The 24,905-nt window shown below is 57.7% G+C and carries 29 protein-coding genes and 2 pseudogenes; 23 read left to right on the top strand and 8 right to left on the bottom strand.

Translation table 11 applies throughout. The features are described 5' to 3' along the window. Window positions 1-2: 2 nt before the first annotated feature. The 14 genes and pseudogenes from CAF78_RS00665 (at window position 3) to CAF78_RS00610 (ending at window position 10,352) form a co-directional block, all read left to right on the top strand. Window positions 3-422 carry a hypothetical protein gene (locus tag CAF78_RS00665; protein WP_085677807.1) on the top strand — a complete coding sequence of 140 codons (420 nt, stop codon included), beginning with the start codon at window positions 3-5 and terminating at the stop codon, window positions 420-422. 221 nt (window positions 423-643) lie between these two features. Further along, window positions 644-1,582 (top strand): 2-hydroxyacid dehydrogenase, encoded by a 939-nt coding sequence (locus CAF78_RS00655; RefSeq protein WP_085677809.1) that lies wholly within the window; start codon window positions 644-646, stop codon window positions 1,580-1,582. Between the two features lie 45 nt (window positions 1,583-1,627). Then, window positions 1,628-2,416: a PhzF family phenazine biosynthesis protein gene (locus CAF78_RS00650; protein ID WP_085677810.1), complete on the top strand. Its 789-nt coding sequence runs from the start codon at window positions 1,628-1,630 to the stop codon at window positions 2,414-2,416. Between the two features lie 78 nt (window positions 2,417-2,494). After that, on the top strand, window positions 2,495-2,902 hold the full coding sequence (locus tag CAF78_RS00645) for a GFA family protein (RefSeq protein ID WP_085677811.1): 408 nt from the start codon (window positions 2,495-2,497) through the stop codon (window positions 2,900-2,902). Window positions 2,903-2,999: 97 nt separating this feature from the next. Beyond that, window positions 3,000-3,941, top strand: coding sequence for a DMT family transporter (locus CAF78_RS00640; RefSeq protein WP_085677812.1), 942 nt, complete (start codon window positions 3,000-3,002; stop codon window positions 3,939-3,941). 39 nt (window positions 3,942-3,980) lie between these two features. Continuing rightward, window positions 3,981-4,169, top strand: a pseudogene (locus tag CAF78_RS00635) (FKBP-type peptidyl-prolyl cis-trans isomerase); the annotation flags it as partial. 412 nt (window positions 4,170-4,581) lie between these two features. Next, on the top strand, window positions 4,582-4,902 hold the full coding sequence (locus CAF78_RS27560; RefSeq protein ID WP_143514994.1) for a hypothetical protein: 321 nt from the start codon (window positions 4,582-4,584) through the stop codon (window positions 4,900-4,902). Between the two features lie 58 nt (window positions 4,903-4,960). Beyond that, window positions 4,961-5,188, top strand: a complete 228-nt coding sequence (locus CAF78_RS00630; RefSeq protein WP_085677813.1) for a hypothetical protein — start codon at window positions 4,961-4,963, stop codon at window positions 5,186-5,188. 195 nt (window positions 5,189-5,383) lie between these two features. Further along, a complete protein-coding gene (locus tag CAF78_RS00625; protein WP_085677814.1) occupies window positions 5,384-5,911 on the top strand; it encodes a hypothetical protein in 528 nt (175 codons plus the stop codon). Further along, entirely contained in the window at window positions 5,908-6,168 is a 261-nt protein-coding gene (locus tag CAF78_RS27555; RefSeq protein ID WP_143515291.1) for a hypothetical protein, read from the top strand. The genes CAF78_RS00625 and CAF78_RS27555 overlap by 4 nt, the downstream gene beginning before the upstream one ends. Continuing rightward, the gene (locus CAF78_RS27550) at window positions 6,152-6,517 is read left to right on the top strand and encodes a hypothetical protein (protein WP_143514993.1); all 366 of its coding nucleotides are present in this window, start codon (window positions 6,152-6,154) and stop codon (window positions 6,515-6,517) included. Before CAF78_RS27555 ends, CAF78_RS27550 begins: the two co-directional genes overlap by 17 nt. Next, window positions 6,514-8,718, top strand: coding sequence for a tape measure protein (locus CAF78_RS00620; protein WP_085677816.1), 2,205 nt, complete (start codon window positions 6,514-6,516; stop codon window positions 8,716-8,718). The genes CAF78_RS27550 and CAF78_RS00620 overlap by 4 nt, the downstream gene beginning before the upstream one ends. A gap of 44 nt (window positions 8,719-8,762) precedes the next feature. Then, a complete protein-coding gene (locus CAF78_RS00615) occupies window positions 8,763-8,975 on the top strand; it encodes a hypothetical protein (protein ID WP_085691002.1) in 213 nt (70 codons plus the stop codon). Window positions 8,976-9,236: 261 nt separating this feature from the next. Beyond that, window positions 9,237-10,352 (top strand): hypothetical protein, encoded by a 1,116-nt coding sequence (locus CAF78_RS00610; protein ID WP_085677817.1) that lies wholly within the window; start codon window positions 9,237-9,239, stop codon window positions 10,350-10,352. 179 nt (window positions 10,353-10,531) lie between these two features. Here the strand turns inward: CAF78_RS00610 and CAF78_RS00605 are convergent, their stop codons facing one another. Further along, a complete protein-coding gene (locus tag CAF78_RS00605) occupies window positions 10,532-11,194 on the bottom strand; it encodes a hypothetical protein (RefSeq protein ID WP_085677818.1) in 663 nt (220 codons plus the stop codon). 316 nt (window positions 11,195-11,510) lie between these two features. Here CAF78_RS00605 and CAF78_RS00600 point away from each other — a divergent pair, with 316 nt between their 5' ends. Together CAF78_RS00600 and CAF78_RS00595 are read left to right on the top strand one after the other, a co-directional pair. After that, entirely contained in the window at window positions 11,511-11,717 is a 207-nt protein-coding gene (locus CAF78_RS00600) for a hypothetical protein (RefSeq protein WP_085677819.1), read from the top strand. 133 nt (window positions 11,718-11,850) lie between these two features. After that, window positions 11,851-12,489, top strand: a complete 639-nt coding sequence (locus tag CAF78_RS00595; protein WP_085677820.1) for a recombinase family protein — start codon at window positions 11,851-11,853, stop codon at window positions 12,487-12,489. Between the two features lie 494 nt (window positions 12,490-12,983). Here the strand turns inward: CAF78_RS00595 and CAF78_RS00585 are convergent, their stop codons facing one another. The 4 genes from CAF78_RS00585 to CAF78_RS00570 all read right to left on the bottom strand — a co-directional run bounded on the left by CAF78_RS00585 (window position 12,984) and on the right by CAF78_RS00570 (window position 16,317). Next, window positions 12,984-13,358 (bottom strand): hypothetical protein, encoded by a 375-nt coding sequence (locus tag CAF78_RS00585; protein ID WP_085677822.1) that lies wholly within the window; start codon window positions 13,356-13,358, stop codon window positions 12,984-12,986. An 18-nt stretch (window positions 13,359-13,376) separates the two neighbouring features. Next, window positions 13,377-13,877 carry a hypothetical protein gene (locus CAF78_RS00580; RefSeq protein WP_256573951.1) on the bottom strand — a complete coding sequence of 167 codons (501 nt, stop codon included), beginning with the start codon at window positions 13,875-13,877 and terminating at the stop codon, window positions 13,377-13,379. 11 nt (window positions 13,878-13,888) lie between these two features. Continuing rightward, window positions 13,889-14,083 (bottom strand): hypothetical protein, encoded by a 195-nt coding sequence (locus tag CAF78_RS00575; RefSeq protein ID WP_085677824.1) that lies wholly within the window; start codon window positions 14,081-14,083, stop codon window positions 13,889-13,891. 653 nt (window positions 14,084-14,736) lie between these two features. Continuing rightward, the gene (locus CAF78_RS00570) at window positions 14,737-16,317 is read right to left on the bottom strand and encodes a recombinase family protein (RefSeq protein ID WP_085677825.1); all 1,581 of its coding nucleotides are present in this window, start codon (window positions 16,315-16,317) and stop codon (window positions 14,737-14,739) included. Between the two features lie 64 nt (window positions 16,318-16,381). Between CAF78_RS00570 and CAF78_RS00565 the strand changes: the two are divergent. From CAF78_RS00565 to CAF78_RS00545, 5 genes and pseudogenes are all read left to right on the top strand, one after another. Further along, window positions 16,382-16,540, top strand: a pseudogene (locus CAF78_RS00565) (FKBP-type peptidyl-prolyl cis-trans isomerase); the annotation flags it as partial. A 117-nt stretch (window positions 16,541-16,657) separates the two neighbouring features. Then, window positions 16,658-16,846: a hypothetical protein gene (locus CAF78_RS00560; RefSeq protein ID WP_085677826.1), complete on the top strand. Its 189-nt coding sequence runs from the start codon at window positions 16,658-16,660 to the stop codon at window positions 16,844-16,846. 24 nt (window positions 16,847-16,870) lie between these two features. Then, window positions 16,871-17,335 carry a hypothetical protein gene (locus CAF78_RS00555; protein WP_085677827.1) on the top strand — a complete coding sequence of 155 codons (465 nt, stop codon included), beginning with the start codon at window positions 16,871-16,873 and terminating at the stop codon, window positions 17,333-17,335. Between the two features lie 237 nt (window positions 17,336-17,572). After that, window positions 17,573-18,235, top strand: a complete 663-nt coding sequence (locus CAF78_RS00550; protein ID WP_085677828.1) for a histidine phosphatase family protein — start codon at window positions 17,573-17,575, stop codon at window positions 18,233-18,235. Between the two features lie 44 nt (window positions 18,236-18,279). Beyond that, window positions 18,280-19,473, top strand: coding sequence for a D-amino acid dehydrogenase (locus tag CAF78_RS00545; protein WP_085677829.1), 1,194 nt, complete (start codon window positions 18,280-18,282; stop codon window positions 19,471-19,473). A 119-nt stretch (window positions 19,474-19,592) separates the two neighbouring features. On the opposite strand, the gene CAF78_RS00540 is transcribed toward CAF78_RS00545, so the two are convergent. The 3 genes from CAF78_RS00540 to CAF78_RS00530 form a co-directional block, all read right to left on the bottom strand. Beyond that, a complete protein-coding gene (locus CAF78_RS00540; RefSeq protein WP_085677830.1) occupies window positions 19,593-20,321 on the bottom strand; it encodes an aspartate/glutamate racemase family protein in 729 nt (242 codons plus the stop codon). 16 nt (window positions 20,322-20,337) lie between these two features. Continuing rightward, window positions 20,338-21,870 carry an NCS1 family nucleobase:cation symporter-1 gene (locus CAF78_RS00535; protein ID WP_085677831.1) on the bottom strand — a complete coding sequence of 511 codons (1,533 nt, stop codon included), beginning with the start codon at window positions 21,868-21,870 and terminating at the stop codon, window positions 20,338-20,340. 507 nt (window positions 21,871-22,377) lie between these two features. Continuing rightward, entirely contained in the window at window positions 22,378-22,815 is a 438-nt protein-coding gene (locus CAF78_RS00530) for an Lrp/AsnC family transcriptional regulator (protein WP_085677832.1), read from the bottom strand. A gap of 133 nt (window positions 22,816-22,948) precedes the next feature. Here CAF78_RS00530 and CAF78_RS00525 point away from each other — a divergent pair, with 133 nt between their 5' ends. Both CAF78_RS00525 and CAF78_RS00520 read left to right on the top strand, forming a co-directional pair. Then, a complete protein-coding gene (locus CAF78_RS00525) occupies window positions 22,949-23,845 on the top strand; it encodes a DMT family transporter (RefSeq protein WP_085677833.1) in 897 nt (298 codons plus the stop codon). A 33-nt stretch (window positions 23,846-23,878) separates the two neighbouring features. Continuing rightward, window positions 23,879-24,805 (top strand): class I SAM-dependent methyltransferase, encoded by a 927-nt coding sequence (locus tag CAF78_RS00520; RefSeq protein WP_085677834.1) that lies wholly within the window; start codon window positions 23,879-23,881, stop codon window positions 24,803-24,805. Window positions 24,806-24,905: the final 100 nt, after the last annotated feature.

The following is a 24,905-nucleotide window of genomic DNA, read 5'->3' as shown; positions in this document are numbered from 1 at the left end:
CCATGCATAGCGCCGTCCGCCTGACCCTGATTACCCTGGCCCTGGGTTTGTCTGCGTGTACCTCGCATCAGCCGTATGAGCAGCCGTCGCCGCCGGTCGAGACCGTGCCACCACACCAGGGGCCTGCGGTGAAGCCGTTGCCGGGCGGCCAGCCATCGACGCAGCCGAGCAAGCCTTCGGCGATTCCCAAGCCGATGCCGCGCACCTCCGCCAGCTTCGCACCACCACCGGGTGGCGCCAGCCACTGGGATCCGAAGCTTGGGGTGTATGTGCTGGAGAACAAGACCAATGTCTTTTACCGGCAGCGTACCTACTACCGCTATGAGAATGGCTGGAGCTGGTCGCTGAACCCGGATGGGCCGTGGCAGGAGACCGACAGCAGCGGTGTGCCTGGAGGGCTGGGGCGCGCCTACGGGCAGTAATTGTAGGAGCGGCCTTATGTCGCGAGAGGGCCGCGAAGCGGCCCCAGGATTTCAGCGACAGTGCAGCAATTGCTGGGGCTGCTTTGCAGCCTTTTCGCGACACGAGGCCGCTCCTACACTTACCTGATAACCCATACAGTACAGTTTCTCCCTTATTTTTCGATTGACTGTACTGACTGGTGACTCCGCATAATGCCCCTTCGAATTGACTCGGAGGTGGCATGAGCAAGACAGTCCTGGTACTGGTAGAAACCGTCGACGATTATCTGCCATTACTCGAACAGGCCGGCTACCGCCTGATTCGTGCTCCATCCCCGCAATTGCGCGCCGAGGCCATCCAGCGCCATGCCGGCGAGATCGACGCCGTGCTGACCCGTGGCCCGCTGGGCCTGACCGCCGCTGAAATCTCCGCCTTACCCAAACTGCAGATCATCTGCGTGATCGGTGCCGGCTACGAGCAGGTCGACCTGGCCGCTGCCGCCGCCCGTGGCATCACCGTCACCAACGGCGCTGGCGCCAATGCCGCGGCGGTTGCCGACCACACCCTGGCCATGCTGCTGGCGCTGCTGCGCGACATTCCCCGTGCCGATGCCAGCACGCGCCGTGGCGAGTGGAACCGGGTGATCAGCCCCTCGGTCAGTGGCAAGCGCCTGGGCCTGCTGGGCCTCGGCGCGGTCGGCCAGGCCATCGCCAAACGCGCCAGCCTGGGCTTCGACATGAACATCAGCTACCACAGCCGCACCCCGCGAACGGACGTGCCGTACACCTGGTACGACAGCCCGTTGCACCTGGCCGATGCCGTCGACATCCTGGTCGTTGCCACCCCCGGTGGCGCCAATACCCGCCATCTGGTCGATGCCCAGGTGCTCGAGGTGCTGGGCGCGGAGGGGTACCTGGTGAATATCGCCCGGGCCAGCGTGGTCGACACCCAGGCCCTGGTATCAGCCCTTGAACAAGGCCGGCTGGCCGGCGCCGCGCTCGATGTGTTCGATGACGAACCCGCCGTGCCAGATGCCCTCAAGGCCCTCGCCAATACGGTGCTCACGCCTCATGTGGCCGGCCAGTCGCCCGAGGCCGCACGGGATACCGTGACCCTGGTGCTGCGCAACCTGCAGGCCTTCTTTGCCGGCGAACCGGTGCTCACGCCGGTCCGTGCGTAACCCTTTCAGTACCCCCGGCATTGCCCGGATCACAAGGAGCGTTTGATGCAACTCGAAATCTTCCAGGTCGATGCCTTTTCCGCCGAACCCTTTGGTGGCAACCCGGCGGCGGTGATCCCGCTGCAAAGCTGGCTGCCGGACGATGTGCTGCAACGGATCGCCGAAGAGAACAACCTGTCGGAAACCGCCTACTTCGTGCGCAACGGCGAAAGCTTCGACCTGCGCTGGTTTACCCCCACCGTCGAAGTCGACCTGTGCGGCCATGCCACCCTGGCATCGGCGTACGTGCTGTTCGAACAGCTGGGCGAGCAAGCCGAAGTGCTGCGCTTCAATACCCGCAGTGGCGAGTTGCGGGTCAGCCGTGGCGCGGACGGCCTGCTGGCCATGGACTTTCCGGCCAAGCAGCCGCAAGCCGTGGACGTGCCGGCCGGGTTGCTGGAGGCGCTCGGCCTGAGCGCGGCCACGGCGGTCTACCGCTCCGACGACTACGTGGTGGTGGTCGATGATGCAGTGCTGCTCGACCCGCTCAAGCCCGATTTCGTGGCCTTGTCGGCATTCGACGTGCGGGGCATCGCGGTCACTGCCGCTGGCCGTGGCTTCGACTTCGTCACCCGTTGGTTTGGCCCGCGGGTCGGCGTCAACGAAGACCCGGTTACCGGCTCTGCGCATACCTCGCTGGCGCCGGTGTGGGCCGAGCGGCTGGGCAAGTCGTCGCTGAGCTGCGAGCAGGGCGGGGCGCGCAAGGGCCAGTTGCACTGTGAAGTGCCTGGCAATGGCCGGGTGATCATCAGCGGGCGTGCGGCGCTGTACCTGCGCGGTAGCGTGTTCATCTGATCGGACGGATGGTGCTGCGGGCTCTGTGGTGTGGGGCCCGATCTATACTTGCTGGCCCAACCTGCAAGGAGCCCCATCATGAGCCTGGAAAAAAGCGGTAGCTGCCTCTGCGGTGAAACCCGCCTGCGTGCCACTGTCGACAATACCCGCATCAGTGCCTGCCACTGCAGCATGTGCCGCAAATGGACTGGCGGCCCGCTGCTGGTCGTGGACTGCAGCCAAGCGCCGCTCTTCGAGGGGCGGGCGCCGGAGGTCTACGACTCGTCCGAGTGGGCCCAGCGTGGGTTTTGCAGCCGTTGTGGCACCCACCTTTACTACCGGCTCAAGGACAAGGACCACTATGCGGTCCCCGTGGGCCTGCTGGACGGCGACGAGGCCTGGGACTTCGACCTGCAGATCTTCGTCGAGCAGAAACCCGCCTGGTACTGCTTTGCCAACCAGACCCAGGAACTGACCGGCGAGCAGGCGTTCGAGCAATTCAGCTGAGCCGTTCCCCACGGCAATCGCCCCAGACGCAAAGATCCTTTGCCGCCAGCCGCGCACGGCGGTAGCCTGCGCGCATCCAAGAACAGGAGCGGAATGCGTGAAGCGCGGTGTGATGTATGCCGGTGGGGCCGGTGCATTGTGGGGCATGGTACTGATGGTTCCGGCGCTGTTGCCCGAATTCAACCCGATGCTGCTGAGCAGCGTGCGCTATGCGCTGGTCGGCATGATCTCGCTGCTGCTGGCTGTGCCGATGGCCCGGCAGCTGCGCCAGCTGACCCTGGCGGACGGCTGGATGCTGCTGCGCCTGGCGGTGGTCGGCAACCTGCTGTACTTCATCTGCCTGGTGGCGGCGATCCAGCGCCTGGGCGTGGCACCTGCCTCGCTGATCGTCGGCGTACTGCCGCTGACCATCACCCTGTACGGCCGCAACGACAGCGGCGCGGTGCCGATCCGGCGGCTGATCGGCCCGCTGGCGCTGATCCTGGCCGGGATGCTGTGCATCAACCTGCAGACCTTCGCTTTTGCCCCGGGGGATATCGGCGACAAGCTCATGGGGCTGTTCTATGCCCTGGCCGCGCTGGCCTGCTGGACCTGGTATGCGGTGCAGAACAGCCGTTACCTCAAGCAGAGCGGGCATTTCGACAGCCACCAGTGGTCGGTGCTGATCGGCGTGCTGACCGGCCTGAGCAGCCTGGTGATGGTTGCCGCCCTGGCGCTGTGGCAGCCGCAGCAGCTGCAGGTCGAGGCACCGATGGCGCGTTGGTGGTTGTTCTGGGCCGCTTGCCTGGGCTGCGCAGTGCTGGGTTCGTGGTTGGCCACGGCACTGTGGAACGCTGCGTCCAAACGCCTGCCATTGACCCTGAGCGGTCAGCTGATCGTGTTCGAGACCCTGTTCGCGCTGTTGTATGCCTTCTTCTGGCGGCAGGCCGCGCCGAGTCTGCTGGAAGCGGCGGCGATCCTGCTGGTGATCGGTGGGGTGCTGTGGTCGATGCGCCAGCATGGAACACCACGCGAACTTGCCAAACCGGTGCATTCCTGAGACAAGGGCGGCCTTGAATTACAGCGTTGGAGCATGCCCATGAGCAGCGAACTGCAGATCACTGACCTCGTCGAAGGCGACGGCAAGGCCGCCGTCAAAGGCGCCCTGATCACCACCCAATACACCGGCTGGCTGGCCGACGGCAGCGAGTTCGACTCGTCGTGGTCACGCGGCAAACCCTTCCAGTGCGTGATTGGCACTGGCCGTGTCATCAAAGGCTGGGAGCAAGTGTTTTCTAAGTAACCCATATTCGGAATTAATGGAGTATCTTCGATAGCTAAAATATATTTGCATTATTACTGCATATGTGATTGACAATTCTGGGATGTGTGTTAGACTACTCATGTAGATCAGAGAACATCTTTCTCCTGTCACGACAGAGCCACTGTTTCCATATGGATCACCACCGGGTTGATCGGCTCGCAACACGGTAGAGCGTTTTAGGTTGCGCTCCTGTCGCCCCGTCTCGGCATATCAGGCCACATCTCCTGAAAGACACCTATCACGCGATTTGAACAGACATCCTCCGTAAGTGGTGCCCGAAGGCACGAGACCTCAATCTTGTGCCTTTTTTCTTGGCTGTCGTTCCGTTCCACCCCACCCCAACCCAATACTTAAACTCACAACCATAGGAGATCGTATGGCCGTAGTGCTACGTCTGTGCAAACACTGCGAGACACCATTCCCCAGCAAGACGCAGCGAGCGTTGTATTGCTCGCCTACATGTAACAAAGAATACCACCGCAACAAGAAGCGCCAGCTTGCAGAGCTTGAGGTGGTTAATGTCACGCCCACAGAGGAAACAACAATGAAAGAAAATCAGAAGCAGCAGGACACAATCGAGAGGCTTAGAGCGTTCATCGCCAAACATTGTCACTGCATGACGCCACTTGAAGTGAGTGAAGAATTGAACGTGCCGTTATTCGCGGTAAAGAGATTCTGGCCTAACCCTAGTCGTTAACCAATACACATCACATAAGCCATAAAGGAGAGAAATACCACATGCTAAGGAACTATCTATGTCGAACTACATTGTTATCAACGAGAGCGCTTCGCTCATCATCAGCGTAATCGCTTCCAGCACCAAGCCAACCAACTCCGTTACACACCGTTTCATCCCTGTGTCAGACGCCATCTTAACCAAGTATTACCGACTAGCAGACAAGAATCGTAACGGTACGCTTGTAGGTGCAGGTGAGCTTGCAGCTATTAGTCCTGCATTCTTGGAAATGCTAGCAGATCGCTGATGCGGATTTACTGGGCTGTAGAGCTACAGAATCCCATCCTTAATGCTACCTACGGCACCCCCAAAGTAGCACCCCTGGAGGCCGCGAATTACGCGGGCTCAATAAGCCAATTTCAACAAGTCTCGGGCTACTTTCAGTCTGCGGCACCACTACGCCCGTAATCGGGCAGCATAACAACTACAGAGGAATATAAATATGCAACAACTTATGAAGAAGGTAACAAGGAAAGATATCGAGGCGTGCAAGGCCGAGGCTGAGCGTCTCTATATGGGGCGATTGACTGGTTATGTAGACGATATATCTGTCATGCCGGTTAATGGTGTATATCCGCGCTTTTACGCTGCCGGAGCTATTGAGGAATTCATTGCCACAACAGCAGATGGTTTGATTGATCTTGTTTTGGAGAAAGCTTCGCAAGGGTGGAGTAAGAGCGATGTGATGACGCAGGCTTTTACGCCGGCCAATCTTCCTATGCAGTTTGCAGTGTATCTGCTGAAGCCAGAGGCAGTGCGTGCGGAAGAATTGAAAGAGGTGCATAAGCAGGCTGAGGCGAAGCTACATGCTGCTGTAGTTGCTGAGAACGAAGCCATTATCCAGCGTACATTCGAACAGCGTGTTGCAACCGAACGTCGTAAACGAGAAGAAGCAGCTAAGGCAGCCCAAGAGGCTGAAGAGGCTGAATTGATGGCTGAAGTACGTGCTGAGTTGATGGGAGGTAAATGATGGATCGTACATATGAGATTCTCAAGGCCAAATACGCTCCGCATTTAGTAAGTGATGTTCCAGTGCAAGTGACTCAAGTGCAAGCTTCTCCAGTGAGTATGGAAGAGTTCGCATTGCAAGTACGGAAGTCTTACCTTGAGGCTGCTGGTTTGAATCCAGCGGATAGGCACGCTTGGGCGGACAACATCGTTGCCGGTATGGTGCTCTTGCAGATGGAGCAGGCATTGGGGGTAAAGATGCATGACTTACTTAAATGAAAACATTAGCCGTTTGATGGGGGAGGGCAGTTATTATGCTGCTTTTATCCTCAAGGCTGATGCTATTGATATCAGGCTGCTGTGTAAGTCATACCGCCACAAGTGCCGTGCATTCACTGGGGGCACAGATTACAAGCTTGTTTGGGTGCGAGTAAATGATGGGCTGCTGCTGATGGTGGGCGGTGCTCCAGTATTCAGTGCTCTTCTGCAAAGTTTCTTGAATGCAGGCAGCTTCGCAGAGAGTCAATTGTATTTAGGGCCAAACCGTGGGTTGTTTGAGAAGAGAGTAGGGGTAGCACTTCGTGGCTACTCAAAGATTAGTGGACGTAGTTACGGAGGTAGTAGATGAATCAGGAAGTGATTGCCAAGCTCACGGGTCTGCTTGATTTCAAGGTGGATGTGTCGGGGCTGCAACGGTTCAACTCGCACTTGAATCAGGTTGAGCAGCGAATGAAAGACATGTCAAAGCAGGCAGACCAGCTTGCCAAGAAGATGGGGTTAACTCCCAAGGCGACTACAGCGAGAACTGATGCCAAGGTTAATCATCACCTGAATCGTGAGCTAAGGCTGGAAGTGGCTGTGCAGAAGGCGAAGCGTGCGACATTCGCCGCTGAGCTGGCACAGCAGAAACTTCAATTTGCAGGTTCCAAACAGGAGGTAGCGATTGCCACGGCTCTCATCAGGCAGAAGCAACAGGAGGCAGTGACGGCGGCGAAGGCCCATAAAGCCAACATGGAGCGATTGAGGGTGCAAGGGCAAGAGATCAAGAACAACGCCTCTGTGGCTGCTGCCAAGACCCAGCAAACACGTCTGGAGTCGATCTTAGCCCAGCAGCAAGCCCGTACTCAGATCATGCAGCAGAAGCACCTACAGTCGCTGTCCGTCACCAAGCGGGTTGAGCTTGCACTAATCGAAGCTCGTGAGCGTGGAATCAGGCAAGCACAGCGATTCACTGAACAGCAGCAGGCTTCCAAGAGTCGTGAGCGTCGCCAGGAAGAGGCTCACCAGCAGCGTACAGAGCGATTCGCATGGGCACAGCAACGGCAGCAGCATTGGGAAGCCACTCGTGCTAGCCGTGCCAGTGGATCGGGTATGGATCTCAGTTCGTTCTCCATTGCCTTGGGTGCTGCTGGTGCAGCTTTGTATGCCCTGACTCAAGCAGCCAGCTATTTCAACGAGCGTGTGAAGCAACGGCAGGAAGGGGCGAATACAGCAGAGCAGTTCAACACGAGTTTAGAGACAGCAGGCGGTAAGAATCCAGCTAACCAGAAGCGTGCACGTGATGCTTTCGTAGACCTGTCCAACAAGTACGGGCAGGAGCTATCGGTTGAAAACGCCAAGGTGTTCGCCAATTTCGTACAAGGTCAGATTGCCATTGGTAAGACGCTCGATCAGGCTATTAAGGTGTATGAAGACCAGAGTGCAGTGTTCCGTGCTGCTGCCCTGGACAAGGAACAGGCCAAACGTGCTGCCTACCAGCTTGGGCAGATCAGATCGAAGGGCAAGCCTGAGGGATCTGATGTAAACGATCTGTTCGATGCTATCGGCGGGCCAGTGGCAAGCTCAATTCGTGCAGCAGCGGCAGAGCGGTTGAAGTTCAAGGGTAAGCCTGAAGAGCAGGCCGCATGGTTTAAGGCTCAAGTCACCAAAGGCAACATCCTCGCCAAGGACTTCGATCAGGGTATGGCGAATTACCTCACTGCTAACCAAGACGTATTGGCGAAGCAGATGAAGTCGATTGATGCCGACCAGATCAGAGCTACCAACCAGCAATATATGAGTGCCAACAGGCTCAACTCCAGCCAGGAATTGAAAGACGTTATCCACGAGCGGATTGAGGCGGAGCGGCAACTGAATCAGGCGTTGCAGCCATTACAGATCACGCTCACACAGTTCGATATCGGGCTGACCAAACTGGCAACCAGCATGCTGAACTTTGCCGCTGGCAATAATCTCGATGGTTCCAAGAAGAGCGATCAACAGCAGGCGCAAGACCGTATGACTACGGCTGATCTGCCTGTGAATTTGGGCATGGTGGGTAGCCATGATTACTCCGGTGTAGAAGGCAGCACACAGCATCAGGGCGGGCCAGTCGGCAAATTCTGGAACTGGTTCTTGGGTGTCCCTGATTACAAGCAGGGCGAAGCAAACAAGCTCAAGGTGCCAGCTGACTCTCCGGTGAATCCGGTGCCGCCTGCACTCGACACATCGAAGCTCGACACAAGCCAACTATCGAAGCGACTAGAAGAGCTTATGACCTCGCCAATGCTCCAGGGGCTTGTGAGGGCAGGGGTGGAGTCTGCAAATCGCACACCGTATGCAACAGCTGTGGCGAAGGGTGATGAGGGTACGAGAGAGCGTGAGCCTGTGGTGAACAACGTTAACAACTCCACCACAAACAATGTCACGAACTCGCCAGTCCTCAATGTAACTGTAAACGCTTCGTCTAGTGATCCAGATCAGCTTGCCCGCATCGTAGGTAAGGAAGTGGATCAGAAGCTAGGTAAGGCATTCCAACAAACGAATGCAGATCTAAGCGAAGCTCACTAAATTCGGCCAGTGTAATGCTGGCCTTTCCATTAATAAGGATAACCATGATTAAAGATATCAAGGCGATTGCTATCGCCTGCACTATCTCGATTTGTTCTGCACTCTGGTTTGCATCTGCTGCTGAGAATGATGCCAGATTGGCTGCGGCTCATCTCGTTCTGGAACATCGCAATGATGTACAAGTGCAGTTCTCACATGAGCGAGAGGCAATGAAGGGGTACATCAGCAAGGCAATGGATCGCAATCGAATGCAATGATCCTGCAACTATCTCTGATAGTGGTGCAATTGCCGTCTAAGCCGCGTCCCGTAAGGGATGCAGCCATTTTTAGCGTTACAACTTCAGTGCGAGAGCACTGCACTAAACAGGAGATGCTTATGAAACTCTGCACCTGCCGCAATTGCGGTCATGTCACTTACAAGAAGCGAGCCAACCCGTTCTGCTCCAGTCAGTGCCGTATCGAATACAACGCCAATCAAGGTGAAACCCAATCCACAGCCATCCTGACAGGAGCTATTAATGACCAAAGCAACACAAGCAACAAAGACTAAGGCAGTACGCAAGACACGCCGCTGTAAGAACCCTGACTGCAAGAAACCATTCAGCACATCCAATGCCAAGAAGCTGTACTGCAACTCTACCTGTGCCACCAGGGTGCAGAACAAGAAACGCCCTCGCGTTGATCGTCTGGATAAGGCTCGGCGTACTCCATTCTTCTTTTACCTCGCCAGAGAGTGTAAGCGTGCTGGCACGTTGGAGATCCTCACTGGACACACAGCGGCAACGCTGACTCATCTATACAATGTATGGAAGTACGCGTTTCGTGCGAACCAGTACGGGTCAGTGCGTGACTTTGAGATTTCCCATATCGCCCCTGTTGAGAATGGTGGTTTGCTCCATGCTGAGAATCTGTGTTTAGCCCCTAAGAGCATGAACAAGGCGCACGGTACATCTCACTTCGGATACGGCAAGAAGATCAGCCGAACAGGCATTGCATCTGCCTACGCCGTTAAAGCGTCTGAGGCAGAAGGGTCAGTGCTTGATCGGGTGATCTCCTACATTGGTGAGCAGGTGGTTGAAGAGTTTGTACGTATCGCCAAGCTACAGCCATCACAGCGGTTCAAACATATGGATTGGCTAAACGATCATCTCGACCCATTCAATCCTGAGCACCGTAAACACATTGACGCATTGGACGGGATGAGTACAAAGGCATTGTCCGATCTGAAGAATGAACTACAGCATCTCCTGCCTGGATCATTCGCTGTGAAGCGCTACGTGTTCCAGTCATTCGATGTGCTGCGCCACGAGCTTGAACGCTTCGTGCAATACCGTCCTGATCTGTCCGTGATAGTCGAGCGGATGCAGGAGGTTGATGCTCTAATGCCGCTGCGAGCTAAGTGGAGTGTTCAGTCTGAAGAAGAGCAAGCTCTGTTCGATTTGTTGCATGGCAAAGAGTTTGATGTAGTGTCGGGCATCCTTGACGATATGATTAGTCGTAACACTCCTGCTGTAGAGGCTGAGTGCGATGATGATGGTCTAGAGCGGGTGCTTGCATATGCACCGCTTAAGATCCCATTCCATGCGATTGCTTCAGAGTCAGGTACTGCCTACACCTTGGCTGCACCCTACTAACATCAGCCCCGCCAGTGATGGCGGGGCTTTCTCATGCTTGGAAGAAACGAACACGCCTACTGCAACTATCTCTGATAGGGGTGCCGCAGAGTGTTGAATCGCTACAGCCCTTTGAATACGTGGCCTCCAGCCGCATTGCTACCCTGAAAAGCGTTACAAGCTAATTGGGCAGCAATTGTCTATTGCTCTTTCTTGACTCGGCACCACTGGTGAAGCCATTCATGGCAATCATGGAAGAATTTATTGTATTGGGCAACAAATTCTGACATCCGCACAACGTAGGGCTTGGGGGTGTTTTTTAGATCTGCCCGTTCGAGATTCAATGCTAGGATTAGTGGCTCTTCTTTACCGATTCGTGCAATATCGGATTGAATGAATGAGTGTTTGAATGTATTGGAAAGATCGTTGAGTAGTTTGATTAGTTCTATGTTTCTCTTGAATATGTCTTTTGGGCCATCGTAAGAATGTTTGAGGACAAGTCCCAGCATATCTATTTCGATTCGCTTGGGGTAATCTCCTGTCTCTTCGAGTTTCTGTAAACACCAGATAAGTGCTACGAATTCATCCGCAACTCTACGCATGCCTGAGACGGCATACTCTGTTGAGAAACGGTGTGTGTTGAAAACGCCTTCCATGCTGTCCTCAATGCTGCCTGTGACTGCCGCTTGCCAGTTGTTATAACTGGTGATGATCTGACGATTCACCTCATTCAGTCGTGAAAACATATCCATCCATTTAAGCTGGAAGTTTCCGAATGGGGTTTCTGCTGGTAGCGGCAGCATCATCGTAACGTGGAATGGCTCGTCTGGGTTTTTACCGATTTCAAGCAGGGTGATGGTCATTGTGCGTTCCTTCGTCAAAACCATGATAATACCTCGATTAACCCTGGTTTATCCTACGTGTACATTCAGTTGCTGTTGGTAGATTTAAGGTGTAACCCGTCTGTAGTCAGCATTCTGCGTGGGCTGTAGGGTTGGGCGGCTAAGTCCGATGCGTTATTCTCATTTAGATTTGAGTTTTCGCACGCAGATTTCAGAATCCACGTCGAATTGCTCGGTTTCTGCCGGACAGCATCGATTCGCCCACCCTCGTCATTGGTTGGCACCGTGTCCTAACATCTGCGACGATCCGACCCATCGAAATCGCTTAGGAGAGCTGATGAAAGACCAGATCACGGCGGATGCCCTGGAGCTGTTGCACCTCAACCAAACTGCCTTACGTGCAGCGGTGGAAGAGGTGAGCTTGTGGATCAAGCAGAGGGGGTCAACAAACGTGCATGAGAACGTGTTGAGTGCACTGGCCACCCTCGATGCAAACGCTGAGGGAATCGCCAAAGGCATCGAGGCGCTTCGATCTGATGAATGATCGCTATCAGAGAAGTAGACTCCTTTAGTAGTGCGAGAGGTGACATCTGTTAACTATCAAATATCTATTGCGGATAGCTAAGTGATCGATTTATCATTAGTCTATAGAAGCAGACTACAAAGGATAGTTAGCCATGAACGCCCACAGCCCCAAAGCTCATCTGTATCTCCGTGCATCCACTAAGGATCAGGACGCTCTGCGTGCCAAGTCGCTGCTTGAAGCGTTCGCTGCTGAGAAGGGATTGTCAGTTGTTGCCACCTACAGCGAGAACATCAGCGGCACCAAGCTCAACCGCCCTGAACTGATGCGTCTGCTCGATACTGCTGAGAAGGGTGAGGTGCTGCTGGTTGAGTCGGTGGATCGCCTCAGCAGGCTGTCGCAGACTGATTGGGAAACGCTCAAGGCCACGATCAAGGGCAAGGGGCTACGTCTGGTCATTGCTGACCTGCCCACCAGTCATATGATGGTTGAAGACAGAGGGATCACCGGCCAGATCATGGAAGTGATTAACAACATGCTTCTAGATCTGATGGCGACAATGGCAAGGCTCGATCAGGAGAAGCGTGTTGAACGGATCAAGCAGGGCTTGGAGAACAAGCGTGCAGCTGATCCTGAGTGGAAGCCTGCGGGTAAGGGCAAGAACACTGCAATGTGGGAGAAGGTGACTGCAATCATGGCTAAGCACCCAACCATGTCAGCTGATGATGTAGCTAAGCTCGCTGAGTGCGGTGTGGCCACTGTCTACAGGATCAAACGTGAGATGAAGTCGTAAGCGATTTATCAGTGCCTACAGCCCGCCTCTGTGCGGGCTTCGTCGTGCCTGGACGGTCTCTCAACTTATTTTTAGATTCCTGGCGTTCCCACTGACCGGGTGAGGGGGCCGCTAAGCACTTTTGGCGGCAGGCTGGTTTCAGAGTCGACCTTTACTATCTGCATCAGTAATCAGTGATTGCAGAAGGTTGCGGGCTAACCACTCTACCGGTGTGTTGCTGATTTGGGTCGAAGCTTCTCCGTAGAGCGCTGTCCGCACCTTCACCATGCCGTCACCAACGGAGTAGGTAGCGGTGTAGACGATGCCTTTGTAGGTTATGTAGGTCGTGTACATCGTCAACATCGCCCTTAGGTATCAGTGGCTTGAATTGCTAACCCACTCGCTCGGGTAGAACTGTCTGATTCTAGTGCAGATAGCTCAGGGTTATTTTCCGGGCTGGCAAACAGATTGGCCCCCACCCCAAGCAACCCATTTCCGGCGGCGGGGCGGGTATCTCAGTCTAGGGAGCTGTGTTTCAGGAAGTGTTCGATCTGGTCCGACGTCAGGCCGTGATCTGATGGGATGTATTGCCAACAAAAGGGCGAGACTGCCTTATTGCCTTCGTCCTTTGTCATCGAGTCCAGGGCTAGCCTGAGGTTATCTGCAAGCTTCTCGCCGTCAGGAAGTGAAGTCAGTTGCTTGGCGAGGTCTTGTTGTGCCGCCATTCCGGCTTGAAGTCCAAGATGCCCCTTCGTGCGGTTGTAGAAGTGGTTCATGCAGAAGAGGGCAATGCTCGCTTTCTCGTAGGCCGGGTCAGGTGCTTCAGTGTAGTAGGCGGCGAGTGTTGATGAAGAGGCGAGAAGCGCTAACAAGGCGGACGTACGGAGCATTGAGATTGTCTTCCTTGGTTAATTAACTGGTATCCATCCGTCGTTCTGGTAGGTCGCCCAAACCTTTGTAGCGAGGTAGCAGATGGTGCCGGCAGCCAGGAGATAGTTGCGGGCGAGGTAGTACGTTGAGGCCCTTTTACTCTCTCTGACCCGTTCGAGCATGTAGGCTCGCAATGCGTCATTTTCCTGTTGTAGAGCAATGGCATTCAGACGTATTGAATCCACGACAGCCTCTAGCCGCTTAAATCCGCAGAGTGCACTGGTTGCGAACACAAGCAGTGTGCAGAGTAGGAAGGTCTCTTTGTTGACTCCCAGTTGAGCGTAGGGGTTTGTTTGGGCTAGGTAAGCGCAGATAGCTAGTGTGGCACCGAGGATGAAGTGGTCTAGCTTGCTTGCTTCATTCTTGTGGAGGCTGACCAGCAGCTCCACGCGTTCGCCTGCTCGATTCATTTCAGCTCGCTTCGTCGGTGTGCGTAAACGGTGAGGGTGGCTACGGCTCACGTTGCCGTAGCCGATCACAGGGCTATCCTCTATTCAGCCGGATTGGGCTTATGGTTCTCGTGTCGTTCCAGGAGTTCAGCCGACCACATCTTCGCACCGTTCCAGCTCTTTAGGCGGTTGTCGCAGACGAAGCATTCGATGCTGTCCTTGTCTCTCACCGGGATCTTGATCGCTTGGAAGCTGTAGATTGAGCCGCACACATCACAAGTCACTTTCTCTGCCATGGGATACCTCGTGGTAGTCAATGTCAGTGGGGTGGCCACACCCAGAGAGGTGTGGCCTGTTGGCTTAGAACTCGAAGGTGAGTTGATGCGGAGCACTCCGGTAGTGCTGGCAGACATGTTCCCAGCGGCCTAAGCGGAAGCGTGGATAGGCGTGAACGTACACGGTTTTATTGCGAGGTGCCGACGAGCGGCGAGGATGGCGTCTACGCATGGTAGTCATTGCTCTCTGTAGGAATTGCAGTAGGTGCAATCCTCTGGGCGTGACGACGAGTACACAGAATGTGTATTGACGTGACGGTCACGCTATTGGCTTAATGACCACCTGCCCAGATTCATGCGTTCTAGAAATGCGCGTATCGGGGAGGGCGAGCAGGGCACGTGAAGTTTGGCGACAGACCGTGCTCAGCTCGCTAGCTTACCTCTACAACCCCCATGATCTGGGGGTTTTGCGTTTCTGGGTCACACGATAATGCGGTCTTAGGGCCTTTGCAAGGCGATCGCCTGTGGATAACTTGTGCGTACTTTGTGAGTGAATAGTGGGTATTCGCTGTAGCCCTAGTGCCCAGCGGTTTGCACTATTTTTCTCTACGTCGTTGCTCCGAGGCAGAATTTTTCGGGGGCACCCCTTATCACAAGATTGGCCCCCTTCAGGGTTACTTGTGTTGGTCCTGAAGAGCCTTGTAGTCCTCTTCCAGCCACACCGATTCAGCAGGGCTATCGTCGCCCCCATACCATTCATCATGCTCATCCGAGAACACGTTGTAAGAGAGCTTGTGCACTAGCTGCATCTTGTCTCCTCGCATGACCTTGTACATGCCACTCTTACGATCAACGCCGCCGTATCGGTAGATGGCGCTTTCTGAGCCTGACGTGGTTATGCGGCCATCGTCGTTCACGACGATCTCATACCCAACACTACGCAGCATTGCAGCAAGGCGCTGGGGATCATCTCTCTTGAAGTCCTCTATTTTCGCGGCTTGGCTCCAGTGCATAGTGAAGGTTGAATCCTCCGTTTTACGGAGAATCGTCAGCTCGCTTTCGAGCGCCTCGCGGCTAGCCTTCATCGCTTCAAGTCGTGTCACAAGCTCCGGTAACCCTCCCAGCTTGACGACTACGTCTGCAACCTCATCCACTTTTTTATTGAGATCGAGAAGCTCAGCTTCTTTAGTGACGATCTCTTTAGCGTTGACGCTCATCTGCTGCTGGGTGAGTGCATCCCAAGCAGCTTGGGTAGAGGTCCAGCGGTAGATGGCCTCGATCACTGGCTTAGGCACGATGTGCGAGTTATCGCAGCCCTTGAGGTTCTGACGGATGCGGCAACGCATGGAGTGGGGCTTTCCGTCCTTGTTCTGGATGATGTAGTTCTTGCCGCACGACCCGCATTTCACCAATCCTACAAGGAAGTGTTTAGCGGTCTTCACCGGGCGTTGCGTCTTCACCTTCTCTGCATGGATTTGTGCCTTGTAGAACAGAGCTGGTTCGATGATGGCGGGGTAAACGTTGTTGCCATTCCAACGCCCTATGGCTGCTTCGTTTCTCAGCCAGCCTTCCACAGAAGGGCCGCTGCACTTGGCAAGCCGCTCAACACCAGATTCACGCATCCTCTTGGCGATGGTGGATTTGCCCATTCCCGAGACATACAGCTCGAATGCTTCTTTGATCCAGGGCGCTACATCCTCACGTACAGAGCCGTCACTGTTGAGCCATACCGGGGTCATGCGTTTCGGGGTGACGCCTTCCAGTGCCTGTTTCCGCCGCTTGTCATAAGAGGCAGTCACACGTCTCGAAAGCGTCTCTGAGTATTGGTGTGCAGCCTGGATCTTGGCCGCTAACAAGAAGAGTTGGGGACCGCCGACCGACTGTTTCGTATACTCGGTGTTGTCGTCGAGCGTGATGATCGCCACGCCAGCATTCAGGATCGGGGCGATCACTTTGGTAATCATGTCGAGTGGTTGTAGGCGCCCAGCACGGTCTAATGCCTCGACCAGAACCACATCCCCAGCCTTGATTGCCCCTTGCTCGATTGCGAATAGCAGCTCTCCGAAGCCGCCACCATTCTCTAGGTGTTCTTCGTGGAAACCACTTTTACCTAAATCTCGGAAGGTGAGAGCGCTCAGCATGTATTCAGTATGCGAAGTCAGCCACTCAGCGATCATCTTCTCCTGGCGTTCTACACTGGTGCCGCCTTGCTGTCGGTGGCTGGAGAAGCGGACGTATGATATGGCTTGTTTCATTTGCTGGCCCTCTGGATCTGTGTGCGGGATGGTAACAGAATCTAAGGGTTACATATGAAATTGTTGGGACCAGGGGCTGATGGGCATGCGCGTGGGCGGCAAACGCAAGCTGCAGGTGCCGGCGCACCTGGGGTATGGCGAACGTAGCGTGGGGGCGATTCCGCCCAATTCGGACCTCACCTTCGAGATCGAACTGCTGGAAGTGCTGACGCGGGATGAGTGAGTAGTCCACGTCCTACAGTGCGTAGAAAAGGACTACACGATCCATTGGCTTGTATCTGATTGTGGTGTTTTCGGCAGACGGTTACCCTTGCAGCTCTCAACGAGTCAAGAGGGTGGCATGCCCATGAAATCGCATTTTTCCTCCAAGGTTATCCGCGAGGCGAACGCCCTGCTGGTGGCATCGGGTGGCCGAATGGAAATTTCTTTGCCACGGGAACTTGCAGGCGTCGTGACCAGTAGCCGGAAAACCCGTTCGGAGCTGAATGCCGCGTTCGAAAGTGCGTACATGCGTCTACGCAGGGAGTAACAGCCTCATGGCCGATCGGTCCTCGTGGAGAATGACCAGGATACCCTGGGGATCATTGCCTACTCGCTGTACAAGCGACAGAAAATCGAGTTCATCCAGTCGTTCAAAGTCAAGCATGACACAGAGCCAAAGGACACGGACCTGGCTCCGTTTCACGATGTCAGTAATAGCCCTACACAGTTGGAGAGCTATCGCAATCAGGCGAGCCAGCTCCTTCAGGGTTTTCTGGACGCATCGATTGCCACCCAGGCTGCTGAACTCGATCGCTATTATTCCGAAAAGGCCAGCAACGAAATCAGAAATGCCAAGCCTGGATTTTGGCTGGGCGTCGCTCAGAGTCTCGTCGGCTCGGTTCTTTTCGTTTTCTTGCTCGGATTTCTCGTGTTCTTTACCTGGAGTCTGAACCAGGGGCCTAAACAGGTGATCGAGCAGGTCTTCGATGTGCGCATCACCGATTCTCACTCGATAGATGCGGTGGGCCTCCCCTGATTGCAGGCCATGCGTATTACGCCTGTGCCTCGACACAATTCGGCAACACACCTGCACTAACGTAATCCTTGCCTAGGGAACGGCATCCACACTCAGGGAGGAACCAAACGGGTCGAGGGCACTCTGAGTCCTGCTCGTTGCCAAGGATGGCAATCACCAACACGGATGCCCTTCGGCACAGGCCGCAGGGCAATGTGGCGAGTATCCAGATACTTTTTGCCACAAGAGCCCGCCCACATGAAGTTGCCCTCTTTCATTCGACGTCGCCGCCACCTGGTGCTCAGCCTGGCCCTCGTCGCTGCGGCTGTGCCGCTGGCACTGGAAGTGGTCGAAAGCCGCGCTCAACCGGTCGACGGTACCCAGACGCTGGTGTTTCTGCGCCATGCCGAAAAGCCCGGTGAAGGCCTGGGGCAGCTGAACTGCCAGGGGCTCAACCGCGCACTGGACCTGGCCACCTTGTTGCCGGAGCGGTTCGGCAAGGCGGATTACGTATTCGCGGCCAACCCTTCGCGGCACGTCGAGGAAGGCAGCCAGGACCAGAGCTACAGCTACATCCGCCCGCTGATGACCATCACTCCCAGCGCCATTCGCCTGGGTTTGCCAGTCAACATCGACTTCGCGGCCAACGACACTGACGAACTCGCCGATGAGCTGGTCAGCGAGAAATACCGCAATGCCACGGTCTATACCGCCTGGGGCCATGGTTACCTGCCCGAACTGATCAACGCCGTGGCCGGCAAGGCGTTGGGCGACAAGCGGGTGATCACCGAAGACTGGAACGGCGACGATTTCGATACGCTCTACGTCCTCACGCTGACCTGGCATGACGGTAAGGCCAGCCTGCTCAGCCGCAATGTTCGCCAGGGCCTCAACGGCGGCGCCCATAGCTGCCCCACCTGATCCGCTGTTACTGTCTTGGCAGGGATGCCAGACAGGGATGAGCAATGACGCAGCAGGTGACAGTTATTGGTGGTGGCGTAGTCGGCCTGGCGACGGCCTATGCGCTGGTGCGCGAAGGCCAGTCGGTGGTGCTGGTCGAGGCGCGAGACCAGTTGGCCTCGGCGACCAGCTTCGCCAATGGCGGGCAGCTTTCCTATCGATACGTAGCGCCGCTGGCCGATGCCGGTGTGCCGTGGCAGGCGCTCGGCTGGCTATTGCGCGGCGACTCGCCACTGCGCCTGCGCTTGCGCCTGGACCCTGCGCAATGGCGCTGGTTGCTGGCGTTCGTGCTGGCGTGCCGCAGCAGCGTCAATCGGCGTAACGCCGTACAGTTGCTGGCGTTGGCCTTGCACAGCCAGGCGACCCTGAAACGCTGGCGTGAGGACGATGGCCTGAGCGATTTTGCCTGGCGGCAGAACGGCAAGCTGGTTGCATTTCGCAGTGAGCGGGCGTTCGCCCATGGCCGTGAGCATTTGCTTGATCCGGAAAATCAACGGGTGCTCGGTGCAAGCGAAGTCAGATCGCTGGAACCGGCACTGGCGGATGTGCCTTTTATCGGTGCAGTGCTGACGCCGGAAGAAGAAGTCGCCGATTGCCATCGGTTTTGCGAGCGGCTGGCAGAGCGCTTGCGCGCCTCCGGGCAATGCCGGTTCTTGCTGGGCACCCCGGTCACGCGGCTGATTTCCCGTGATGATCAGGTGGTGGCGCTGCAACTGGGGCGTGAGCAACTGGACGTCGAGCGCCTGGTGCTGTGCGCCGGCCATCGAAGTGCCGGGCTGGCACTGCCGGGGCTGCGGCTGCCGGTCTACCCGCTGAAGGGGTACAGCCTGACGGCACCGATCGCCATGGCGCATCGGGCGCCGGAGGTCAGCATCACCGATTACGAACGCAAGATCGTGTACGCACGGCTTGACCAGCAGCTGCGGGTGGCGGCGATGGTGGATATCGTTGGCTACGACGACGCGGTGGATGCGCGCAGGCTCGAGAGCATGCGGCTGCAGGCACTTGAGACCCTGCCGCAGGCTGCGGATTACGCAGCGGCGGTGGAGTGGGCGGGGATGCGGCCGGCGACGCCGACCGGGGTGCCCATCGTGGGGGCTTCAGCCTATCGCAACCTGTGGCTCAATCTGGGGCATGGGGCCTTGGGGTTTACCTTGGCTTGTGGCAGCGGCGAGCGGCTGGCTCGGATGCTGTGTTGAATGTTCCGGCCTCTTCGCGGGCACGCCCGCTCCCACAGGTACCGAATAGCTCTCAAGCCCAGTGTGATACCTGTGGGAGCGGGCATGCCCGCGAAGAGGCCGGAACAGGCGAAGCAGTATCAGCGCCCGAACTTCATCGGCCAGCCCACCACCTTCTTCGCCCGCGGTGTGGCATAGGTGCGCACCTTGGAGGTGCTGAGCCCCATCCGCACCAGCGACTCGGCGATGGTCACCGCCGCGCTCACGCCATCGACCACCGGCACGCCGGTACGCTGGCGGATCTGCTCATCCAGCCCGGCCATGCCGCCACAGCCCAGGCAGATCACTTCGGCCTTGTCGTCACGCACGGCACGCTCGGCCTGCTCGACGATGGCCTCAACGGCGCGTAACGGGTCTTCTTCCAGCTCCAGCACCGCCAGGCCACTGGCCCGCACCGAGGCGCAACGGTCATACAGCCCGGACAACCTCAGGCGGTCTTCGATCAGCGGCACGGTGCGGTCGAGGGTGGTCACCACCGAGTAGGCGTGGCCCAGGTACATCGCCGTGCTGGCGGCGGCATCGGTGATGTCCACCACCGGCACGTTCAGTAACTCCTGCAGGCCTTCGCGGCCATGCTCGCCGTAGCCGGCCTGGATCACGGCATCGTAGGGGCCGTCGTAGGCCAGCACCCGGTCCATCACGGCGATGGCAGCCAGATAGCTCTCGAAATTGCCCTCCACCGACTCGGCGCCGAACCACGGGGTCAGGCCGATGATTTGCGTGCCGGGCGCGGCGACGCTGCGCGCCTGCTCGGCAATGGCTTCGGTGATGGCTTCGGTGGTGTTGACGTTGGCGATCAGAATACGCATGGGCAGTCCTCCTTGATCAATGGTTGCTGTGGGCGACGGCGATGCACTCGCCGCTGACATCGTGGTATTGGCGGTTGCGCGGGGCGATCAGCAGGTACACCGCGGCGGCGATGCCGGCGCCGATCAGCCAGGAAAACGGCGCGATGCCATGGAAGTTCGGCACCAGGGCCAGGATGATGGCCAGCAGTGCCGCCGGCACGAAGGCGGCCACGGCGCGCAGGTTGATGCCTTTACTGTAGTGGTAGGCGCCCGTGGGGTGCTCGGTGTACAGCTCCGGCACGTTGATGCGGCCTTTGCGCAGCAACCAGTAGTCGGCCATGATCACGCCGTACAGCGGGCCGAGCAGGGCGCCCAGGCCGGACAGGAAGTACACGATCACCAGTGGGCTGTTGTAGAGGTTCCAGGGCAGGATCAGCACCGCCAGGGTGGCGCTGATCAACCCCGCGCGGCGGAAGTTGAGGTGGCGTGGCGCCAGGTTGCTGAGCACGAAGGCCGGGGCCACGAAGTTGGCCATGATGTTCACCGCCACGGTGACGATCAGGAAGGCCAGGCAGCCGAGCACCAGGAACGCTGTGCTGGGGATGCTGGCGACGATCTGGGTCGGGCTGTCGATGATCTGGCCATTGATCTGGAACTGCGCGCCGCACAGCACCACGGTGATCATCGCGAACACCAGGATGTTCACCGGCAGGCCCCAGAAGTTGCCGACGCGGATGGTCTTGCGGCACGGCGAGGAGCGGGCGAAGTCGCAGAAGTTCAGCACCAGGGTGCCGTAGATGGCCAGCCACAGGGCACCACCGGCGAAGATGTTGCGCCACATCTCGTAGCCCGTCAGCGGCTCGGCCACCGACCAGGCAATGCGCGCACCGGCCTGGAAGTACATGAACACCGCCAGGCTGGCCACCGTCAGCAGGATCACCGGGCCGGCGAAGGCCTCGTAGCGGCGTACCATCTCCATGCCGTAGGCCAGGATCACCAGCTGCACCAGCCAGATCGCCACGAAGCACACCCAACCCAGGCTCGACAGGCCAAGGATGCTGTCGTGGTCATAGGCGGCGACTTGCGGCCACACGGCAGTGAGCAGCACGCGCAGCACCACCGAGGCCAGGTAGGTCTGGATGCCGAACCAGGCGATGGCGATCACCGCGCGGATCAGCGCCGGGATCTGTGCACCGTGGATGCCGAAGGCAATGCGGCTGATGACCGGGAAGGGTACCCCGGTCTTCTGCCCCATGTAGCCGGAGAGGTTCATGAAGAAGTACACCAGTGCCGCGCCGATCGCCAGCGACAGCAAGATCTGCCAACCGCCCAGGCCAAGGGCGAACAAGCCCATGGCGAAAGAGTAGTTGGCGATGTTGTGCACATCGTTGGTCCACAGCGCAAAGATGCTGTAGCGGCCCCAGCGGCGGCCTTCGATACGGGTGGGCGCGAGGTCGCGGTTATGCAAGCGTGGGCTAAGGCCGAGAGGCGGCATATCGCCTGCGAGGGTGGAAGATGGGCTGGTGCTGGCGACGGTTAGTTCAGGGGCAAGGTCGAGGCTGGTACTCATTCCGGCAGGCTCCTGATGCACGTGGACTGCGATGAGCGGGCATGCGCACGGGCTCGCCATCTCGTCGGTGCAGCTTGGCATCACTGGGTTCTGGGCGCGGCGGCCGGGGTTGGGCCGGCGTCGCGAGTTCTTGTGTATTTATGTTTTGTTGAATTTGTATACAAAACACGAACACACAAAAGCGAGTTCCATGCCAGGAGAAAAGGATTTTCAGATGGCCATTATTTTGAATTTAAGCCGTTGATAATTAAGTTGATGAATTGAAGGAGATATAAGTTGACCAAATGAACAGGTTTAATTTTTAACCTGGCAACTTAGTTGATCGTTTGGTCAGAATTAGTTGACCGCAATGTGTAACGTATTGGGGCGTTAACGAGATAAGTGCACACAAAAATGGCACTTATGGTTACATTTTTGTGTACAAAAATTAGTCAGTTTTTTCCATGGCCGGCCTCTTCGCGGGCAAGCCCGCTCCCACAGGGTGCTGTGTGATTACGTAGAAGAGACTCAATCCATTGGCGGCAATCGCCGCCTCACTGGGCTCTTCTTGATGATCGCGGTGTTGGTTTCGGCCAGCACATTGATCCGGTCGAGCAGGGTGTCAAGCTGCTCCATCGAGCGCACATGCAGCCGGGCGATGAAGCAGTCCTCGCCGGTCACCTTGTCACACTCGGTGAACTCCGGGATGGCAATGATCTGCCGCTCCACTTCCTGCAACTGCCCCGGCAACGGGCGAATGCGCACGATCGCCTGCAGCTGGTAGCCGAAGCTGCGCGGGTCGATATCCACCGTGTAGCCGCGCAGCACGCCGCGTTCTTCCAGGCGGCGCAGGCGCTCGCTGACGCTGGGGGCAGAAAGCCCGCTGATCTGCGCCAGTGCCTTGAGCGAGCGGCGTGAGTCTTCCATCAAGGCGTTGATCAACAGTTGGTCGATGGCGTCGGTCATGTGCACCTCATCAGGCAATCCAGGGGAAATGCCTTGATAGTAAAGGTGAACTGGCTGATATGCCTTGGTTATCCGCTGGAAGGTGCACCCCGACCCTCCGCATACTAGGGCCATCATCCAAGGGAGGTGTGAGATGGACAGTTCATTGCGCCGTGGCTCGCTGGAAATGGTTGCCGCCATGCTGATTTCCGGGACCATCGGCTGGTTCGTGCTGGTGTCGGGGCAACCCGTGCTGGAGGTAGTGTTCTGGCGCTGCGTGTTCGGTACCGGCACCTTGCTGGTGATCTGCGCGACGTTCGGCTTCCTCAAGCCTGGCGTGATAACCCGCACGGCATTCCTGCTGGCCATCGCCAGCGGGGTGGCCATCGTCGGCAACTGGGTGTTGCTGTTCGCCTCCTACTCGAGGGCGTCGATCGCCATCGGCACGGCGGTGTACAACGTCCAGCCGTTCATGCTGGTGGGGTTGGCAGCGCTGTTCCTGGGCGAGAAGATCACCGCCGCCAAGGTCACCTGGCTGAGCGTGGCGTTCCTGGGCATGCTGGCGATCGTCAGCGCACACGGCGCGGGGCAGGCCAGTGGTGACAACTACCTGCAGGGCATCGCCCTGGCGCTGGGTGCGGCGTTGCTCTATGCGATTGCCGCATTGATCATCAAGCGCCTGAAAGGCACACCACCTCACCTGATCGCGCTGATCCAGGTCGCCACCGGGGTGCTGCTGCTGGCGCCGTGGGTGAAACTCGGCGGGTTGCCGGGCGAGCCGGCGGCCTTGGCCAGCCTGGTGACCCTGGGCATGGTCCACACCGGGTTGATGTATGTGCTGCTGTACAGCGCCATCCAGCGCCTGCCCACGGCGTTGACCGGTGCGCTGTCGTTTATCTACCCGATTGCCGCGATCCTGGTCGACTGGGTGGCCTTCGGGCACCGCCTGGCACCGTTGCAGTGGCTGGGGGTGGCGTTGATTCTGCTGGCGGCAGCGGGTATGCAGCAGGGCTGGTGGTTCCGTTCTGCACAAGTGCCGGCCAAGGGGTAGAATGGCGGCCTTTTCATTTGCTTGCGACCCGCCATGACTTCGCCGATCCACACCCTCGAACAGCACTTGCTCGCTGCCCTTGACCCTGCCCCCGCCGAAACCCGCCGCCTGTTCCACGGCCGCGGCCGTTGCTGGGAAGGCCTGGAGCAGGTCACGGTGGACTGGCTGCAGGGTGTGCTGTCGGTGGCGCTGTTCCGCGAACCGGCCGAGGGCCAGCTGGCCGAACTGGAAGCCATGCTGCGCAACCTGGCCGAGCGCCCGCAATGGGCCGGCCAGGCGATCCTCATCCAGCACCGTTACCTGCCCGACAGCCCGGGCCAGTGGCTGTTGGGCGAACCCTGCCAGCAGCGCGAGGTGGTCGAGGACGGCCTGACCTACCTGCTCGACCTGGGGGTGCGGCAGAACAACGGCCTGTTCCTCGACATGCGCTACGGCCGGCGCTGGGTGCGTGAACAGGCGGCGGGCAAGCGGGTGCTCAACCTGTTTGCCTACACCTGCGGCTTCTCGGTGGCGGCGATTGCCGGCGGCGCCGAGCAGGTGGTGAACCTGGACATGGCCAAGTCGGCGCTGTCGCGCGGGCGCGACAACCATCGCCTGAACGGTCACGATGCGTCGCGGGTCGCCTACCTGGGGCATGAGCTGTTCAAGTCGTGGGGCAAGGTGCGCAAGTACGGGCCGTACGACCTGATCATCATCGACCCGCCGACCTTCCAGCGCGGCAGCTTCGTGCTGACCCAGGATTACGCCAAGATCCTGCGGCGCCTGCCGGAATTGCTCAGTGAGGGCGGGACGGTGCTGGCCTGTGTCAACGACCCGGGGATCGGGCCGGAGTTTCTGATCGAAGGGATGGCCGAGCAGGCGCCTGGGCTGGCATTTGTCGAGCGGCTGGAGAACCCGCCGGAGTTTCCCGATGTAGACCCGGCGGGGGGCTTGAAGGCTCTGGTATTCCGCCAAGTGTGATGTTGCCTGTGCCGGCCTCTTCGCGGGCAAGCCCGCTCCCACAGAAAATTGCGCTGTCCTTGTGGGAGCGGGCGTGCCCGCGAAGAGGCCGGTACAGGCG

This window comes from Pseudomonas sp. R28(2017), assembly GCF_002112505.1.
Lineage (GTDB): Bacteria > Pseudomonadota > Gammaproteobacteria > Pseudomonadales > Pseudomonadaceae > Aquipseudomonas.
The sequence above is the reverse complement of the archived record's forward strand: the minus strand, read 5'-3'. Positions and strand labels throughout refer to the sequence as shown.

Bases quoted from the DNA above. Each gene is read 5' to 3' on its own strand.
- CAF78_RS00665 (WP_085677807.1), top strand. From the start codon at position 3: ATGCATAGCGCCGTCCGCCTGACCCTGATTACCCTGGCCCTGGGTTTG.
- CAF78_RS00655 (WP_085677809.1), top strand. From the start codon at position 644: ATGAGCAAGACAGTCCTGGTACTGGTAGAAACCGTCGACGATTATCTG.
- CAF78_RS00650 (WP_085677810.1), top strand. From the start codon at position 1,628: ATGCAACTCGAAATCTTCCAGGTCGATGCCTTTTCCGCCGAACCCTTT.
- CAF78_RS00645 (WP_085677811.1), top strand. From the start codon at position 2,495: ATGAGCCTGGAAAAAAGCGGTAGCTGCCTCTGCGGTGAAACCCGCCTG.
- CAF78_RS27560 (WP_143514994.1), top strand. From the start codon at position 4,582: ATGGCCGTAGTGCTACGTCTGTGCAAACACTGCGAGACACCATTCCCC.
- CAF78_RS00630 (WP_085677813.1), top strand. From the start codon at position 4,961: ATGTCGAACTACATTGTTATCAACGAGAGCGCTTCGCTCATCATCAGC.
- CAF78_RS00625 (WP_085677814.1), top strand. From the start codon at position 5,384: ATGCAACAACTTATGAAGAAGGTAACAAGGAAAGATATCGAGGCGTGC.
- CAF78_RS27555 (WP_143515291.1), top strand. From the start codon at position 5,908: ATGATGGATCGTACATATGAGATTCTCAAGGCCAAATACGCTCCGCAT.
- CAF78_RS27550 (WP_143514993.1), top strand. From the start codon at position 6,152: ATGACTTACTTAAATGAAAACATTAGCCGTTTGATGGGGGAGGGCAGT.
- CAF78_RS00620 (WP_085677816.1), top strand. From the start codon at position 6,514: ATGAATCAGGAAGTGATTGCCAAGCTCACGGGTCTGCTTGATTTCAAG.
- CAF78_RS00615 (WP_085691002.1), top strand. From the start codon at position 8,763: ATGATTAAAGATATCAAGGCGATTGCTATCGCCTGCACTATCTCGATT.
- CAF78_RS00610 (WP_085677817.1), top strand. From the start codon at position 9,237: ATGACCAAAGCAACACAAGCAACAAAGACTAAGGCAGTACGCAAGACA.
- CAF78_RS00605 (WP_085677818.1), bottom strand. From the start codon at position 11,194: ATGACCATCACCCTGCTTGAAATCGGTAAAAACCCAGACGAGCCATTC.
- CAF78_RS00600 (WP_085677819.1), top strand. From the start codon at position 11,511: ATGAAAGACCAGATCACGGCGGATGCCCTGGAGCTGTTGCACCTCAAC.
- CAF78_RS00595 (WP_085677820.1), top strand. From the start codon at position 11,851: ATGAACGCCCACAGCCCCAAAGCTCATCTGTATCTCCGTGCATCCACT.
- CAF78_RS00585 (WP_085677822.1), bottom strand. From the start codon at position 13,358: ATGCTCCGTACGTCCGCCTTGTTAGCGCTTCTCGCCTCTTCATCAACA.
- CAF78_RS00575 (WP_085677824.1), bottom strand. From the start codon at position 14,083: ATGGCAGAGAAAGTGACTTGTGATGTGTGCGGCTCAATCTACAGCTTC.
- CAF78_RS00570 (WP_085677825.1), bottom strand. From the start codon at position 16,317: ATGAAACAAGCCATATCATACGTCCGCTTCTCCAGCCACCGACAGCAA.
- CAF78_RS00560 (WP_085677826.1), top strand. From the start codon at position 16,658: ATGCCCATGAAATCGCATTTTTCCTCCAAGGTTATCCGCGAGGCGAAC.
- CAF78_RS00550 (WP_085677828.1), top strand. From the start codon at position 17,573: ATGAAGTTGCCCTCTTTCATTCGACGTCGCCGCCACCTGGTGCTCAGC.
- CAF78_RS00545 (WP_085677829.1), top strand. From the start codon at position 18,280: ATGACGCAGCAGGTGACAGTTATTGGTGGTGGCGTAGTCGGCCTGGCG.
- CAF78_RS00540 (WP_085677830.1), bottom strand. From the start codon at position 20,321: ATGCGTATTCTGATCGCCAACGTCAACACCACCGAAGCCATCACCGAA.
- CAF78_RS00535 (WP_085677831.1), bottom strand. From the start codon at position 21,870: ATGAGTACCAGCCTCGACCTTGCCCCTGAACTAACCGTCGCCAGCACC.
- CAF78_RS00530 (WP_085677832.1), bottom strand. From the start codon at position 22,815: ATGACCGACGCCATCGACCAACTGTTGATCAACGCCTTGATGGAAGAC.
- CAF78_RS00525 (WP_085677833.1), top strand. From the start codon at position 22,949: ATGGACAGTTCATTGCGCCGTGGCTCGCTGGAAATGGTTGCCGCCATG.
- CAF78_RS00520 (WP_085677834.1), top strand. From the start codon at position 23,879: ATGACTTCGCCGATCCACACCCTCGAACAGCACTTGCTCGCTGCCCTT.